The following is a 15229-nucleotide window of genomic DNA, read 5'->3' on the forward strand; positions in this document are numbered from 1 at the left end:
CACACCCGCGCACCCCGCCACTCTGGTTTTCCGACGTCGTCCTTCAAAGCTGGAGGATCCGTTCTGGACAGCAGCGGTAACCGCGCTCACACGCCACTAGTTAAATTTTGAAAGAGTGCTACTGTAGCGGCGTGACCGAGAGCCTGAACGCCCCCCGACTCGCCGCGTGGCGGGCCTACATCGAGGCCAGCCAGCGGCTGTTCACGCGGCTGGAGGAGGATCTGCGCGCCGACAGCGCGCTCAGCTTCGCCGACTACCACGTGCTCGTTCTGCTCTCCGAGGCGCCGGGTCAGCGGCTGCGGATGGGCGAGTTGGCCGGGCGCCTGGTCTTCTCGCCGAGCCGCCTGACGTACCAGATCTCGGCGATGCAGCGGCGCGGCCTGGTCGCCCGGGAGCCCTGTCCCGAGGACCGCCGCGGCAGCGAGGCGGTGCTCACCGCCGCCGGACTGCTGGCCCTGCGCGAAGCCGCCCCGCACCACCTGAGGTCGGTGCGCGCCCACCTGATGGACGACCTCGACGACGCCGAGGTCGCCTGCCTCACCCGGATCTTCGAGCGGCTCGGCCGGCGCCTGCGCGCGGACCGCGACGCGTCGACCCCGCACCCCGACAACTGAGGAGCCTCCGATGCCCGCCATCACCGTCGACAACGTGCTCGTCCTGCCGCGCCTGCCCCGGCTCGACGAGTCCACCGCGTTCCGGCCGGTCCGCCGGCTGACCACCGCGCCGAGCGGCTACGAGGGCGAGGGTTTCCCGGTCCGCCGGGCCTTCGCCGGCGTGCCGGTGACCGAGCTGGACCCGTTCATCCACCTCGACCAGATGGGCGAGGTGGACTACGCGCCGGGCGAGCCGAAGGGCACCGCCTGGCACCCGCACCGCGGCTTCGAGACCGTGACCTACATGATCGACGGGATCATGGACCACCAGGACTCGCAGGGCGGCGGGGGCACCATCACCAACGGCGACACCCAGTGGATGACGGCCGGCAGCGGCCTGCTGCACATCGAGGCGCCGCCGGAGCACCTCGTGACGAGCGGCGGGCTGTTCCACGGCACGCAGCTCTGGGTCAACCTGCCCCGGGTCGCCAAGATGAGCCCGCCCCGCTATCAGGACATCCGCGGCAGGGAGGCGGCGCTGCTCACCACGCCGGACGGCGGCGCGCTGATCCGGGTCATCGCCGGCGAGGTCGCCGGGCACCGGGGGCCGGGTTCCACCCACACCCCGATCACCATCACCCACGTGACCGTGCAGCCGGGCGCGCGCGTCGACCTGCCGTGGCGGCCGGACTTCAACGCCCTGGTCTACGTGCTGGGTGGCCGCGGCACCGTCGGCACCGACGGGCGGCCGGTGCACACGGGTCAGCTCGCCGTGCACGGCCCGGGCGACGCGCTGACCTTCGCGGCGGACGCCCGCCAGGACAGCCACACCCCGGCGCTGGACCTCTACATCATGGGCGGCGAGCCGATCCGGGAGCCGGTGGCGCACTACGGCCCGTTCGTCATGAACACCCGCGACGAGCTGCTCAAGGCGGTCGAGGACTTCCAGGCCGGCCGGCTCGGCGTCGTCCCGGCCGAGCGGCTGCCACACACCGACGGCCAGGCGCCCCGGCCCTGAGCACGGGCGCGGGCGGTGGCGCCTCCGGCGGACGACCGGAGGCGCCACCGGCGCGTCGGGAGCGGTGCCGTCACCGGACGGCGGCGCGTGGGGTTAGGAGACGGCGAAGATGCCGGCGACGCCCAGGATCACCATGAGCAACACCGCCACCAGCGCACCCCGTTCGCTCTCCACCGCCTGCTCGCGGTACTCGGGCACGGAGTTCGTCGTCTCGCCGGGCATGGTGTTGCCTCCTCGGTTGCTCGCGTCGTGTCGGGTTGCGTCGGGGGTCGGCCGACCGGTCGCCGGGGGCGCCGGCCGGGATGCGGACCCGCGACGGGGGTCCTACCGTGAGGACGTTGTCGACCTCGGGGGGCTGGAACGGTGGGACCGCGCAACTGGTTCCTCAGCGCACGGGAACGCGCCAACCCGGTGTCAGAGTTACCCGTCTGGACCAGCGGAAACCTTGCGGAGCCGTTAATTCACGGTGCCGCGTACTTCGGCCGGCTGGTCGACGAGGTGTCGGCGCTGGAGGCGGGCGACCATCTCTACTTCACCGACTGGCGGGGCGACCCCGACCAGCTGCTGCGCCCCGACGGACCGACCGTGGCCCAGCTCTTCGCCCAGGCCGCCGAGCGCGGCGTGGTGGTCAAGGGCCTGATCTGGCGCTCCCACCTCGACGCGCTGGCCTACAGCGAGGCGGAGAACCGCAACCTCAGCGAGACGGTCTCCGCCGCCGGCGGCGAGGTGCTGCTCGACCAGCGGGTCCGCCGGGGCGGCTCGCACCACCAGAAGCTGGTGGTGCTGCGCCACCCGCGGGCGCCGGAGCGGGACGTCGCCTTCGCCGGCGGCATCGACCTGTGCCACAGCCGGCGGGACGACGCCGGCCACCGGGGCGACCGGCAGGTCGTGCAGATGTCCGCCCGATACGGGCAGCACCCGCCCTGGCACGACGTGCAGCTCGCGGTGCGGGGACCGGTGGTGGGTGCGCTGGACACCGCCTTCCGCGAACGGTGGACCGACCCGATGCCGCTGGACTCGGAGAACCCCCTGGCCTACCTGCGGGACCGGCTGCGCGGCTCGGACCTGCGCCCCGACCCGCTGCCGGACCAGCCGGCCGACCCGCCGCCCTGCGGCCCGCACCACGTCCAGGTGCTGCGCACCTACCCGGTGGTCCGCCCGCGCTACTCCTTCGCCCCGGACGGCGAGCGTACGGTGGCTCGCGGCTACACCAAGGCGGTCCGCCGGGCCCGCCGGCTGATCTACCTGGAGGACCAGTACCTGTGGTCCACGGAGGTGGCCGACCTGTTCGCCCGCGCGCTGCGGGACAGCCCCGACCTGCACCTGGTCGCGGTGGTCCCCCGCTATCCGGACGTGGACGGCCGGCTGGCGCTGCCGCCCAACTCCGTCGGCCGCGAGCAGGCGCTGTCGCTGTGCGAGCGGGCGGCCCCGGACCGGGTGCACGTCTTCGACCTGGAGAACCACGCCGGCACGCCGGTGTACGTGCACGCCAAGGTGTGCGTGGTCGACGACGTCTGGGCCAGCGTCGGCAGCGACAACTTCAACCGCCGGTCCTGGACCCACGACAGCGAACTCTCCTGCGCCGTGCTGGACGACACCCGGGACGGGCGGGCGCCGACGGACCCGGGCGGCCTGGGCGACGGGGCCCGGGTCTTCGCCCGGGAGCTGCGGCTGCGCCTGTGGCGCGAGCACCTGGACCGGGACCCCGAGGGCGGCGAGGACGCCGACCTGATCGACCCCGCCGACGCCGTGGCGGCGATCACCGCCGCCGCCGACGCGCTGCGGCGGTGGCACGACTCCGGGCGGGTCGGGCCCCGGCCGCCGGGCCGGTTGCTGCCGCACCGGCCGGAGCGGCTGCCCTGGTACACCCGCGCGTGGGCGCTGCCGGCGTACCGGTTGGTCTACGACCCCGACGGTCGGCCGCTGCGGGCGCGCCGGGCCGGCACCTGGTGAGGGGCTACGCCGGCACGGAGACCACGGCGGCCCGGGCGCGTACGGGCCCGGCGGCCCGGGACGTGCCGTCGGTCTCCGGGGTGTACACGGTCAGGCCGCCGGGGTAGGCGAACGAGGCGCGCGGGGAGTAGAAGCCGAAGCCGATCGTGAGGGGGTTCTCCGGACGTAGCGCGTAGAGCGGGTGCCCCGGGTCCAGGAACTCCACCGAGTCGATCACGAACGGGTCGACCGGTTCGGCGACGAACGGGTACACGGCGCTGAGCAGCTCCCCGTCCCGGGCGGTGAAGTACCGGTGGTGGCCGCTGTTGATCGTCTGGCCCGTCTCACCGACCTGGCAGCGTGCGCGGATCAGCGGGGTGCCGGCGATCGCCGTCTCGGCGACCAGGTGTTCGCCCCGGCGCGTGATGCTCGTGCGGCCGACGACGGCGGGCGCGCCGCGCGCGGTGGCGTAGTCGCGGACCCGGTCGCTGGAGGTCACGTAGTGCGTCCACCAGCCGCCGAGGCTGGCCCCGCCGGGGGCGTCGACGCCGGCCAGGCACACCCCGAGGTAGGTCAGCGAGTGGGCGCCGAAGCCGGAGGTCTGGCTCTCGTCGTCGACGACGTACTGGTTGATGAAGACCTGCCGGTCCGGGCACGGGGTCAACCCCGGGGGCACCAGCGCCGCGACCGCCTGCGGGTCCGCCGGCAGCCAGCTGAAGAACAGCGTGCGGCTGTTCACGACGAGCTGGGGAGCGACGGGGTCGAGCACGGCACCTCCGGAAGGATGTAACCGCACGCTACGGCCGGTCCCGTACATAGGACAACGACGGAAAGCCGACATTGGCGGCCGGTCATCCGCGCCCGCAGGGCCACCCGGCCGACCGACCTGGCCCACCAGATGTCGACGCGTCGATGTTCGGCCGGTGCCGGGCTGACCGTACGCGTCGCGTAAGCCGACTCACAATCCGATGGGATTTTGTCCCTTTCGCATCCTTGGCGATGGAAAATCACGTAAGTACATCGTACTTTCGGCTAGATTTCGTCGGGCCGATCGGGCTAAGGTGGCTTCCGAACGGACATCTGAAGCTAAACCAAAGCGTCACGTCTTTCTATCCGCGGACGAGGTGCAGGGAGGACCACCCATGACCGCGCCAACGATCAGCGAGCAGGCGACCACAGCGGCCCCGAGCACCACCGAGAAGCTCGACCCGCGGGCGCTCACCGACAGCGCCGCCGACCTGCTCAACGCGATGGCCGCGTTGCCGGCCAACCACCCGTCCCGCGCCGCCCTGCGCGACAAGGCGATCGAGGCCTGGCTGCCGCTCGCCAACCACCTCGCCCACCGCTACAGCGGTCGCGGCGAGCCCACCGACGACCTGGCCCAGACCGCCGCCGTCGGCCTGATCAAGGCGATCGACAAGTTCGACCCGTCGCGGGGCGTCGACTTCGCGGGCTACGCCATCCCGACCATCATCGGCGAGCTCAAGCGGCACTTCCGCGACCGCACCTGGGACATCCGGGTGCCGCGCCGCCTCCAGGAGCTGCGGCTGGCCATCTCCGACGCCAACAGCTCGCTGCTGCAGACCCTCGGCCGCTCGCCGACGGTCGCCGACATCGCCGCCCACCTCAAGCTCACCGAGGAAGAGGTCCTGGAGGGCCTGGAGGGCGCGCGGGCCTACAACGCGGTCTCGCTCTCCACGCCCACCGGCGACGGTGACCGCGCGACGGAGCTGGGCGACATGCTCGGCGGCGAGGACGGCGAGTTCGAGCTGGCCGAGCTGCGGGTCGCCCTCGGCCCGGCGCTGGCCACCCTCGACGAGCGGGAGCAGAAGATCCTCACGCTGCGGTTCTACGGCAACCTGACGCAGTCGCAGATCGCCGAGCAGATCGGCGTCTCGCAGATGCACGTCTCCCGGCTGCTGGCCCGCGCGCTGACCAAGCTGCGGGGACAGCTCGACGGCACGTACTAGGAAATGGTGGGCGAGGGCCGGGCCGGTGGGTCCGGCCCTCGCCGCGTCCGAACCCGCGGCACCGACCGACGACCGGCGTGGGCCGGTGCTGGCCTGGTGGGCCTTCGTCGCCGGGATCCACCGCCCGCCCCGGCTGAGCCGCGGCGGGCGGTGCGAGACTGGGCCGTGCTCTCGGACGTGCCCCTCGACCTGCCCGTGCGGCCGGTGCTGCCGGAACTGGTCGCGGCGCTGCGCGCGGCCGGCGCCGGGGTGCTGGTGGCCCCGCCGGGCACCGGCAAGACCACCCTCGCCCCGCTGGCCGTGGCCGACGAGGTGACGGGCCGGGTGCTGGTCGCCCAGCCGCGCCGGGTGGCCGCCCGGGCGGCGGCACGCCGGATGGCCGCCCTGCTCGGTGAGCCCGTCGGCGAACGGGTCGGGTACGCCGTGCGCGGCGAGCGGCGGTCCGGCTCGCGCACCCGGGTCGAGGTGGTCACCACCGGCCTGCTGGTCCGCCGCCTGCACCGTGACCCCGAGCTGGCCGGGGTGGGCGCGGTGCTCCTCGACGAGTGCCACGAGCGGCACCTCGACGCCGACCTGGCGCTCGCCTTCACGGTGGAGGCCCGGGCCGCGCTCCGCCCCGACCTGTGGCTGCTGGCGATGTCGGCGACCCCCGAGGCGGACCGGTTCGCCGCGCTGCTCGGCGGCGCGGGCGGCGCCGCGCCGGTCGTCCGGGCCTCCTCGGCCCTGCACCCGGTGACGCGGATCTGGGCGCCGCCACCCCGGCCGGTGGCCGCGCCCGGTGCCGGCCCGGTCGACCGGGGCCTGCTCGACCACGTCGCGGCGACGGTGCGCCGGGCGCTGCGCGAACACGACGGGGACGTACTGGTCTTCCTGCCCGGGGCCGGCGAGATCGCCGCCGTCGCGGCCCGGCTGGCCGACCTGCGCGACACGGTCGCCGTGCTCCCGCTGCACGGCCGGCAGCGCGCCGCCGACCAGGACGCGGCGCTGCGGCCGGCCGACCGGCGACGGGTGGTGCTGGCGACCTCGGTGGCGGAGAGCAGCCTGACGGTGCCGGGGGTCCGGGTGGTGGTGGACGCCGGGCTGTCCCGGGTGGCCCGGACGGACCTGGCCCGGGGGCTGGGCGCGCTGGTCACCGTGCCGGTGTCCCGGGCGGCGGCGACCCAGCGGGCCGGCCGGGCCGGCCGGGAGGCGCCCGGGCACGTCTACCGCTGCTGGTCGGCGGCCACCCACGAGCGGCTGGCCGCGCAACCGGAGCCGGAGATCGCCACCGCCGACCTGACCGGATTCGCCCTGGAACTCGCCGCCTGGGGGTCGCCCGACGGCGCCGGGCTGGCCCTGCCGGACCCGCCGCCGGCCGCGGGGATGACGGTGGCCCGGGACGCCCTCACCACCCTCGGCGCGGTCGACGCGCAGGGCCGGATCACCGACCGGGGCCGGGCGATCGCCGCCGTCGGGGCGCATCCCCGGCTGGCCCGGGCGCTGCTGGACGGGGCCGCCCGGGTGGGCGCGGACCGGGCGGCCGAGGTCGTGGCGCTGCTCGCGGAGGACACCGTCGCCGGGCCGGGCGACGACCTGACCGCCGCGTGGCGCCGGCTGCGCGCGGGCGCGGACCCGGGCGCCACGGCCCGCTGGCGGGCGGAGGTACGCCGCCTGCGCGCCGCCCTGCCCCCGGCCCCCTCGGGACCGGCGCCGGCGGCCGGCACCGGCCGGGGCCGCCCGACCCACCGCCCCGCGACGGCCGGAGACACCGGCCGGGCGCGGCCGGCCGACGACCTCGGCCCGACGGGAAACCCCGGCCGGGACCACCTGACCGACGACCTCGCCGCCGGGCTACTGGTCGGGCTGGCCCACCCCGAGCGGCTGTCCCGGGCGCGGCGGCCGGGCGGCGCGGCGTACCTGATGAGCGGCGGAACCGCGGCGGAGCTGGCGCCCGGGTCGGGGCTGGCGGGCGCCGGGTGGCTGGCGGTGGCGGTGGCGGACCGCTCCCCCGGCGCGCCGGCCGCCCGGGTGCGGCTGGCGACCCCGCTCGACGAGGCGACCGCCCGGGAGGCGGGCGGGCCGCTGCTGCGCGCCGAGCGGGAGGTCGGCTGGTCCGGCGAGGACGTGGTGGCGCGTGAGGTGGTGCGGCTGGGCGCCATCGAGCTGGCCGAGCGGCCGGTCCGACCCGGGGCGGAGGAGGTGGCGGCGGCCCTGCTGACGGGCCTGCGCCGTACCGGTCTCGGGCTGTTGACCTGGACCCCGGCGGCGCGGGCGCTGCGCGGGCGGCTGGCGTTCTGCCGACACGCGCTCGGCGGCGACTGGCCCGACGTGGGCGACGAGGCGCTGCTCGCCGACGCGCCGGCCTGGCTCGGCCCGGAGCTGGCCGCCGCCCGCCGCCGGGCCGACCTGGCCCGGGTCGACGTGGCCGGCGCGCTGCGCCGGTTGCTGCCGTGGGCGCTGGCGGCCCGGCTCGACGAGGTGGCGCCGGAGCGGATCACCGTGCCGAGCGGTTCCCGGATCCGGCTCGACTACGCCGACCCGGCGGCGCCGGTCCTCGCGGTGAAACTCCAGGAGACATTCGGCTGGCGGGACGCGCCGCGGATCGCCGACGGCCGGGTGCCGGTGCTGCTGCACCTGCTCTCGCCGGCGGGGCGGCCGGTGGCGGTCACCGCCGACCTGGCGTCGTTCTGGCGCACCGGCTATCCGCAGGTGCGGGCGGAGCTGCGCGGCCGCTACCCGCGCCACCCGTGGCCGGAGGACCCGACCACGGCCGCGCCCACCCGGCACGCCACCCCGCGCCGCCGCTGAGCCGGGCTACTCCTCCACCACGTCGGCGATGACCACCGTGACGTTGTCCGGCCCGCCGGCGCGCAGCGCCAGGTCGATCAGCCTGCGGGCGCACTCCGCGCGGTCCGGGTGCTCGGCGAGCACCTCGGCGAGCGTGTCCGGGCGGACCACGTTGGACAGGCCGTCGCTGCACAGCAACCAGCGGTCGCCGGGCCAGGGCACCATCGTCGCGTACGCCGGGGAGACCTCGTCGCCCTGCAAGGCCTGGGTGACCACGGCCCGGCGGGGGTGGCTGCTGGCCTGGTCGGGGGTGATCACCCCCTGGTCGACGAGCATCTGCACGAACGTGTCGTCCCGGGTGATCTGCTTGAGCACCCCTTCCCGGAACAGGTAGGCACGGGAGTCGCCGACGTGGGCGAGGGCCAGGCAGCTGCCCGTCCGGGCGAAGAGCAGGGCGGTCAGCGTGGTGCCCATGCCCTGCCGCTCCGGGTCCTCGGCGACCGCCTGGCGGATCCGCGCGGTGGCCAGCTCGATGCCGCTCTGCAACGCGGCCACCAGCGCGTCCTCCGGGGTCTCCACGTCCAGCGGAGCGACCGCCTCGATGGCGATCGCGCTGGCCAGGTCGCCGGCCGCCATCCCGCCCATGCCGTCGGCGACGGCGACGAGCCAGGGGCCGGCGTGCAGGGCGTCCTGGTTCCCACTGCGGATCAGCCCACGGTCGCTCGTTCCCACGGAACGCAGCTTCAGGGTCATGGGTGGCAGCCTGCCAGGCCGAGGGCGCAGTTGTCTCTAGGAGATCAGCACCTCGGCGCGTCGCGCGGCGAATCTCACTGTCGCGCGCCGCCGCACGACGGAAGGCCACCGCGTCCCGAACGCCGGCGCCGATATCGGTGGACCGGGCCCGGGGCGTACGGGATGGTGGCCGGCATGGACGACGCGGAGCGGCGGGTGTGGGGGCGGCTGCCGGACGGCGTCCGCGCCGCGCTGGCCCGCCTGGCCCCGGCGGACCTGCGCACGCTGCTGCTGGCGGTGGCCCGGGACCGGGCCGCGGCGGTACGCCCGGCGGACCTGGTCCGCCGCTGGCGGACGGACCGGTTCACCCGGCCGGCGGCGGTCGACCCGCGGGTGCTGGCCGGGGTCGAGGCCCGCCTGTGGGACCTGCTGCCCGCCGACGTCGCGGGCGTCGACCTCTCCCCCGTCGCGCCGCTCGGGACCTGCGCCGCGGTCGCGCCGGTGAGCCAGCACCGGATCGTCACCACCCTGCGGCTCACCGAGGTGCTGAGCGATCCCACCAACGCCCTCGCGATCGAGGCCGCGGTGCGCCGCCGGGAACAGCCCGCCGACGGCACGGTGCACCTGGCCGCCTGCCACCGGGTGCTGCGGGCGCAGGACTTCGGGCCGGGACTCTCGGCGCATTTCCGGCTCTTCGCGCTGGTCTCGAGCGCCCGTGACAGCGGGTCGGGCAGCACCCAGGCGCGGCTGCTCACGCTGCACCTGGCGTACTGGCGGGCAGTGCTCGCCAGCCTGCTGCCGCAGGCGTCGGCGCGGCTACGCCTGACGGTCCTCGACAGCCCCGTCGTCGGCGAGCGGATCGCGGACACCGTCCGGCCGGCGCTCGGCCCGTCCACCGTGCCGCTGGTGGACGAGCCGGAGCGCCGGCGCGGCCGGGGCTACTACGTGGACGCCGCGCTGCGGCTCACCGCGGGCGACGGCGGGCACGAGGTCGAGCTCGGCGACGGCGGCTTCACGGACTGGACCGCCCAGCTTGCCGGCGACCGCAAGGAACGCTGCCTGATCTCCTGCCTGGCCACCGAGCGGCTCGCCGCGCTGGCCGGCGGCCCCGGAGCCCCGGCCGGGGCCGACGCCCCCGACGCCCGGCGGCCCTGAGCCGAGCGCGGGGGCCGGGCAGGTGATACGGGACTGTCGAGCTGCCCGCACAGATGGGGCAGGGGTGGGCACGGTTGGTCCCATGGACGGGGCAGCTCGACAGCGTTCGCCAGGCGGCTACGGAGGGGCGATGGTCGCGGAACCGCGCAACCGGGCTGCCACTCGACGCACGACCGCGGCAGCAATCGACGCTCACCGCTGTAGCACGATGCCCACCATGACCGAGCGGCGGAGCCTCACCCTGCGTCCCGGCGGCCCCGCCGACGCGCCAGCCGTGCTGCGGCTGCTCGACGACGCGACCGCCTGGCTGGTGGCGCGGGGGCGCAGCGGCCAGTGGGGCACCGAGCCGGCGTCGACCGATCCGCGGCGGATCGCGCAGGCCGACGCCTGGGCGGCGGGCGGCGGGCTGTGGCTGGCGACGCTCGGCGACCGGCCGGTCGGGGCGCTGGTGGTGGGCGCGGCGACGGACTACGTGCCGCCGGCCACCGAGCCCGAGTTGTACGTCAACCTGCTGGTCACCGACAGGGCGCACAGCGGTTCGGGGATCGGCGGCCGGCTTCTCGCCCATGCCGCGGAGTTGGCCCGGGGGCGCGGGCTCAGCCTGCTCCGGGTCGACTGCTACGCGGGCGGGGACGGCGCGCTGGTCCGCTGGTACGAGCAGCAGGGCTTCACTTCCACCGAACCGTTCACGGTCGAGCGCCCGGGCCGCGACCCGTGGCCCGGCCAGGTCCTCGCCCGCCGCCTGCCCTGACTCCGGGCGGGCTCAGCCGATCTCCTCGTCCACGAAGCACCAGCGCCAGGTCTCCCCCGGCTGGATCGACCGCATGACCGGGTGCTCCGTGGCGGCGAAGTGCGCCGAGGCGTGCTGGTACGGCGAGGAGTCGCAGCAGCCGACGTGCCCGCAGGTGAGGCAGGAACGCAGGTGCACCCAGTGCTCGTTGCCGATGGCCACGCACTCCGGGCAGACGTCGGTGGTCTCCGGCACGGCGGCGCCCGCCCCGGTCAGGTGCTGACAACTCACTCCACGACCTCCCGCCGCAGCAACGACTCTTCCAGGTCCAGCTCCCGGTAGGCGCGCACCAGCACCTCCTCGGGGATGCGGCCGGAGTCCCGGGCGTCCCGGAACACCTCCCGCTCTGCGTCGATCATCTCCTGCCGCAGCCGACCGTACGCCTGGGATGGCGTCTCCCGCGCGGTGCCGCCGAGGCGCTCCCAGGCCAGGTTGGTGCGCTCGTCCAGCGCCCGGCGCAGCCGCTCCACCACGGGCGCGGGGGCGGTGTCGGCGAGCGCGTCGAGGCGCTCCCGGGCCGCGTGGCTGGCCTGCTGCTGCACGCCCGCGGCCGAGAGCGCGTCCTGCACCGGGTCGTCGGGCGGCAGCTGCATCCGGCGAGCCACCAACGGCAGGGTGGCGCCCTGGCCGACCAGGGTCACCACGATCACCGCGAAGGCCAGCCAGATGAACAGCGCGCGCGGGTAGGACCGATCGTCGGCGAGGGTGAGCGGCAGGGCGAGGGCGGCGGCCAGGGTGACCACGCCGCGCATGCCGGCCCAGCCGAGCACGATCGGGTAGCGCGGCGACGGCGGGGACTCCCGGCGACGGATCCTGGGCACCAGCCGGGCCAGGTAGGTGGCCGGGAAGAGCCAGACGAACCGGGTCAGGAAGACGGTGAGCAGCACCGCCGCGGTGATCGCGGCCAGGAATCCGGCCGGCTCGTCGAGTTCCCGCAGCACCTCCGGCAGTTGGAGGCCGACCAGCAGGAAGACCAGGCCCTCCAGCAGGAACCGGGCCAACCGCCAGAACGCCCCGACCTGGAGTCGGGACGCGGCCGACATCAGCCGGGGCAGCCGGTGCCCGAGCGCCAGTCCCGTGACCACCACCGCGACCACCGCGGAGGCGTGGATCTCCTCGGCGGCGAAGGCGACCGCGAACGGGATGATCAGCGACAGCGCGTTGTCCAGCAGCGGGTCGGTGATGTGCCGGTGCAGGAAGCCGAAGACGACCGCGCCGAGCACGCCGACCACGATGCCGCCGCCGGTGGCCGTGACGACCTCCACGGCCACCTCCGTGACGCCGACGGCGGCACCGACGCTGGCCAGGGTGGCGACCCGCAGCAGCACCAGCGCCGTCGCGTCGTTGAGCAGGCTCTCCCCCTCGAGGATCGTCACGACCCGTCGGGGCAGCCCGATGCGCCGGGCCACCGCGGTGGCCGCGACCGCGTCGGGCGGTGCCACCACCGCGCCGAGGGCCAGGCAGATCGCGAACGGCACCGCCGGCAGCATCAGATGCACGACGAGGCCGACCGCGAACGCGGTGAACAGCACCAGCCCGACGGCGAGCAGCAGGATCGGCCGCAGGTTGAGCCGGAACGCCGGCACCGAGGTCTCGAGCGCGGCGACGTAGAGCAGGGGCGGCAGGATGCCCACGAGCACCAGTTCGGGGTCGAGCCGCACCTGCGGGAAGCCCGGCACGAAGGCGAGGGCGAGGCCGAGCACCACGAGCAGGATCGGCGCGAGCAGCCCGAGCTTCCGGGCCAGCGCCGCGCCCAGCGTCGCGATCGCGAGGAAGACGACGACGTCGAACAGGGCTTCCATGGGTACGAGCCTAGGGCGCGCTCCGCTCACCCGACGCCGCGCAGCTTCGGCAGCACCTCCGCCCCGAACGTGTCGATGAAGGCCCGCTGCTCCTGCCCGACGTGGTGCAGGGCGATCTGGTCGAAACCGAGGTCCAGGTACTCCTCCAGCCAGCCGACGTGCCGGCCCGGGTCGGCGGAGACGTTGACGACCTCGCGGACCCGCTCCATCGGCACCTGCTCCGAGACCACGTCGAAGTGCTCCGCCGTGTCCAGGTCCCAGCAGACCGGCGGCGCGAAGACGTTGCTGCGCCACTGGTCGTACGCGAGCCGCTCGGCCTCGGCCTGCTCCCGCGCCCAGCTCAGGTGCACCTGCAGGTGCAGCGGCCCGCGCCCGCCGGCACCCCGGTACGCCTCGATCATCTGCCGCAGGTGCGCGGTCGGCGCGTTCACGGTGATCAGCCCGTCCGCCCACTCGGCGCACCAGCGGGCGGTGGCCACGCTGACCGCCGCGCCGATCAGCGCAGGCGGCTGCTCCGGCCTGGTCCACAGCTTCGCCCGGTCGACCCGGACCAGGCCGTCGTGGCTGACCTCCTCGCCGGCCAGCAGTGCGCGGATCACGTCCACGCACTCCCGCAGCCGCGCGTTGCGGACGTCCTTACGCGGCCAGCCGTCGCCGGTGATGTGCTCGTTGCTCGCCTCGCCGGTGCCCAACGCCGCCCAGAACCGGCCCGGGTACATCGCCGCGAGGGTGCCGATCGCCTGCGCGATGATCGCCGGGTGGTAGCGCTGGCCGGGCGCGTTGACCACGCCGAAGGGCAGGTTGGTGGCCTGGAGGGCCGCGCCGAGCCAGGACCAGGCGAAGCCGGACTGGCCCTGCCGCTCGCTCCAGGGCGAGAAGTGGTCCGAGGACATGGCGGCGTCGAAGCCGGCCCGCTCGGCGTGGACCACCGTGTCCAGCAGGGCGCGGGGATGGATCTGCTCGTGGGACGCGTGGAAGCCGAACACCGTCATGGCGTCACTCCGTACCCATGACGGTATCCGGCTAAAGCTGTCCCCCGCTCGCGCTGCTACTCGGCGTGCGCGCCCGCGCCGGCCGTGGCGGCCCCCTCGCCCACCCAGACGGTCTTGGTGTTGCAGAACTCGCGCATGCCCAGCGCGGAGAGTTCCCGGCCGTAGCCGGAGTTCTTCACCCCGCCGAAGGGCAGTTCCGGGTAGGACGTGGTCATCCCGTTGACGAACACGTTGCCGGCGTCCAGGTCGGTGGCGAAGCGCTCCTGCTCGTCGGGGTCCCGGGTCCAGGCGTTCGACCCGAGCCCGAAGGCGGTGCCGTTGGCCACCTCGATCGCCTCGTCGTACGACGACACGCGGTAGAGGCCGGCGACGGGGCCGAAGACCTCCTCGGACCACATCCGCATCTCCGGCCTCAGGTCGGTCACCACGGTCGGCGGGTAGAACCAGCCGGGGCCGGCGGGCGGCTCGCCGCCGCAGAGCACCGTGGCGCCCCTGTCGACCGCGTCCCGCACCTGGGCGTGGATCTCGTCGCGCCCGCCCTCGCTGGCCAGCGGGCCGACGTCGGTGTCGGGGTCCATCGGGTCCCCGACCCGCAGGGCCGACATGTGCGCGGCGAACTTCCCGGCGAAGGCGTCGAACACGTCGGCGTGCACGATGAACCGCTTGGCGGCGATGCAGGACTGGCCGTTGTTCTGGCAGCGGGCGGTGGTCGCGACCTCGGCGGCCCGGTCGAGGTCCGCCGAGGGCATCACCACGAACGGGTCGCTCCCGCCCAGTTCCAGCACCGTCTTCTTCAGCTCCCGGCCGGCGATCTGGGCGATCGAGCGGCCGGCGCGCTCGCTGCCGGTCAGCGTCGCCGCGCGTACGCGGGGGTCGCTGAGCACCCGGTCGACCTCGGCCGAGCCGACCAGAAGCGTGGTGAACGCCCCCTCCGGGAAGCCGGCACGGCGGAAGAGGTCCTCCAGCAGCAGCGCGGTCTGCGGCACGTTGGAGGCGTGCTTGAGCAGGCCGGTGTTGCCGGCCATCAGCGCCGGCGCGGCGAAGCGCATCACCTGCCAGAGCGGGAAGTTCCAGGGCATCACCGCGAGCACCGGCCCGATCGGCTGGTAGCGGACGAACGCCCGGGTGGCCTTGACCGCCGTCGCGTCGGCGGGCTCGTCGGCGAGGAACTCGGCGGCCTTCGCCGCGTAGAAGCGGCAGGCGGTGGCGCACTTGGTGACCTCGGCCTTGGCCGCCGCGTACGTCTTGCCCATCTCGGTGGTCATGAGCCGGGCGGTCTCGTCTCGTTCGGCCTCCAGCAGGTCGGCCGCCGCGGTCAGCCACCGCTCGCGCTGCACGATCGTGGTGCCCCGCAGCTGGCGGTACGCCAGGTCGGCGCGCTCGATGGCGGCGTCGATCTGCTCGGCCGTCATCGGGTCGTAGCTCTTGAGCACCTGTCCCGTGGCGGGGTTGGTGGTCGCGATGGGCATCTCGTACTCC

Annotated in this window: 14 protein-coding genes; 7 read left to right on the plus strand and 7 right to left on the minus strand. The window is 75.1% G+C overall.

All coding sequences use genetic code 11. From position 1 onward, the window contains the following. The first annotated feature begins 131 nt into the window (after positions 1–131). Together ACZ6Q9_RS17500 and ACZ6Q9_RS17505 are read left to right on the plus strand one after the other, a co-directional pair. Positions 132–614, plus strand: coding sequence for a MarR family winged helix-turn-helix transcriptional regulator (locus ACZ6Q9_RS17500; RefSeq protein WP_393269458.1), 483 nt, complete (start codon positions 132–134; stop codon positions 612–614). Between the two features lie 10 nt (positions 615–624). Continuing rightward, on the plus strand, positions 625–1611 hold the full coding sequence (locus ACZ6Q9_RS17505) for a pirin family protein (protein ID WP_393456225.1): 987 nt from the start codon (positions 625–627) through the stop codon (positions 1609–1611). Between the two features lie 93 nt (positions 1612–1704). Here the strand turns inward: ACZ6Q9_RS17505 and ACZ6Q9_RS17510 are convergent, their stop codons facing one another. Continuing rightward, positions 1705–1833: a hypothetical protein gene (locus ACZ6Q9_RS17510; RefSeq protein ID WP_350706359.1), complete on the minus strand. Its 129-nt coding sequence runs from the start codon at positions 1831–1833 to the stop codon at positions 1705–1707. Between the two features lie 189 nt (positions 1834–2022). On the opposite strand from ACZ6Q9_RS17510, the gene ACZ6Q9_RS17515 reads away from it, so the two are divergent. Next, positions 2023–3564, plus strand: coding sequence for a phospholipase D family protein (locus ACZ6Q9_RS17515; RefSeq protein ID WP_396830320.1), 1542 nt, complete (start codon positions 2023–2025; stop codon positions 3562–3564). A 4-nt stretch (positions 3565–3568) separates the two neighbouring features. Here ACZ6Q9_RS17515 and ACZ6Q9_RS17520 read toward each other — a convergent pair whose 3' ends face one another. Then, entirely contained in the window at positions 3569–4312 is a 744-nt protein-coding gene (locus ACZ6Q9_RS17520) for a hypothetical protein (protein WP_396830321.1), read from the minus strand. A 373-nt stretch (positions 4313–4685) separates the two neighbouring features. On the opposite strand from ACZ6Q9_RS17520, the gene ACZ6Q9_RS17525 reads away from it, so the two are divergent. After that, a complete protein-coding gene (locus tag ACZ6Q9_RS17525; protein ID WP_393267400.1) occupies positions 4686–5513 on the plus strand; it encodes a SigB/SigF/SigG family RNA polymerase sigma factor in 828 nt (275 codons plus the stop codon). A gap of 165 nt (positions 5514–5678) precedes the next feature. Further along, entirely contained in the window at positions 5679–8300 is a 2622-nt protein-coding gene (locus ACZ6Q9_RS17530) for an ATP-dependent RNA helicase (RefSeq protein ID WP_393456602.1), read from the plus strand. 6 nt (positions 8301–8306) lie between these two features. On the opposite strand, the gene ACZ6Q9_RS17535 is transcribed toward ACZ6Q9_RS17530, so the two are convergent. Then, a complete protein-coding gene (locus ACZ6Q9_RS17535; RefSeq protein WP_350706369.1) occupies positions 8307–9032 on the minus strand; it encodes a PP2C family protein-serine/threonine phosphatase in 726 nt (241 codons plus the stop codon). 174 nt (positions 9033–9206) lie between these two features. Between ACZ6Q9_RS17535 and ACZ6Q9_RS17540 the strand changes: the two genes are divergently transcribed. Next, positions 9207–10166, plus strand: a complete 960-nt coding sequence (locus tag ACZ6Q9_RS17540) for a hypothetical protein (protein ID WP_393267403.1) — start codon at positions 9207–9209, stop codon at positions 10164–10166. 217 nt (positions 10167–10383) lie between these two features. Beyond that, positions 10384–10917: a GNAT family N-acetyltransferase gene (locus ACZ6Q9_RS17545; protein ID WP_393267405.1), complete on the plus strand. Its 534-nt coding sequence runs from the start codon at positions 10384–10386 to the stop codon at positions 10915–10917. Between the two features lie 12 nt (positions 10918–10929). Here the strand turns inward: ACZ6Q9_RS17545 and ACZ6Q9_RS17550 are convergent, their stop codons facing one another. The 4 genes from ACZ6Q9_RS17550 to ACZ6Q9_RS17565 are packed head-to-tail and all read right to left on the minus strand — an operon-like array spanning position 10930 to position 15219. Further along, the gene (locus ACZ6Q9_RS17550; protein ID WP_393267407.1) at positions 10930–11187 is read right to left on the minus strand and encodes a UBP-type zinc finger domain-containing protein; all 258 of its coding nucleotides are present in this window, start codon (positions 11185–11187) and stop codon (positions 10930–10932) included. Continuing rightward, positions 11184–12758, minus strand: coding sequence for a Na+/H+ antiporter (locus ACZ6Q9_RS17555; protein ID WP_393267409.1), 1575 nt, complete (start codon positions 12756–12758; stop codon positions 11184–11186). The genes ACZ6Q9_RS17550 and ACZ6Q9_RS17555 overlap by 4 nt, the downstream gene beginning before the upstream one ends. Positions 12759–12784: 26 nt before the next feature. Further along, a complete protein-coding gene (locus ACZ6Q9_RS17560) occupies positions 12785–13750 on the minus strand; it encodes a TIGR03885 family FMN-dependent LLM class oxidoreductase (protein ID WP_393267413.1) in 966 nt (321 codons plus the stop codon). A 56-nt stretch (positions 13751–13806) separates the two neighbouring features. Next, positions 13807–15219, minus strand: a complete 1413-nt coding sequence (locus ACZ6Q9_RS17565; RefSeq protein ID WP_393456216.1) for an NADP-dependent succinic semialdehyde dehydrogenase — start codon at positions 15217–15219, stop codon at positions 13807–13809. Between the last annotated feature and the right edge of the window lie 10 nt (positions 15220–15229).

Source organism: Micromonospora sp. NPDC049139 (assembly GCF_055586845.1).

Bases quoted from the DNA above. Each gene is read 5' to 3' on its own strand.
- ACZ6Q9_RS17545 (WP_393267405.1), top strand. From the start codon at position 10,384: ATGACCGAGCGGCGGAGCCTCACCCTGCGTCCCGGCGGCCCCGCCGAC.
- ACZ6Q9_RS17555 (WP_393267409.1), bottom strand. From the start codon at position 12,758: ATGGAAGCCCTGTTCGACGTCGTCGTCTTCCTCGCGATCGCGACGCTG.
- ACZ6Q9_RS17560 (WP_393267413.1), bottom strand. From the start codon at position 13,750: ATGACGGTGTTCGGCTTCCACGCGTCCCACGAGCAGATCCATCCCCGC.
- ACZ6Q9_RS17565 (WP_393456216.1), bottom strand. From the start codon at position 15,219: ATGCCCATCGCGACCACCAACCCCGCCACGGGACAGGTGCTCAAGAGC.
- ACZ6Q9_RS17505 (WP_393456225.1), top strand. From the start codon at position 625: ATGCCCGCCATCACCGTCGACAACGTGCTCGTCCTGCCGCGCCTGCCC.
- ACZ6Q9_RS17510 (WP_350706359.1), bottom strand. From the start codon at position 1,833: ATGCCCGGCGAGACGACGAACTCCGTGCCCGAGTACCGCGAGCAGGCG.
- ACZ6Q9_RS17525 (WP_393267400.1), top strand. From the start codon at position 4,686: ATGACCGCGCCAACGATCAGCGAGCAGGCGACCACAGCGGCCCCGAGC.
- ACZ6Q9_RS17535 (WP_350706369.1), bottom strand. From the start codon at position 9,032: ATGACCCTGAAGCTGCGTTCCGTGGGAACGAGCGACCGTGGGCTGATC.
- ACZ6Q9_RS17540 (WP_393267403.1), top strand. From the start codon at position 9,207: ATGGACGACGCGGAGCGGCGGGTGTGGGGGCGGCTGCCGGACGGCGTC.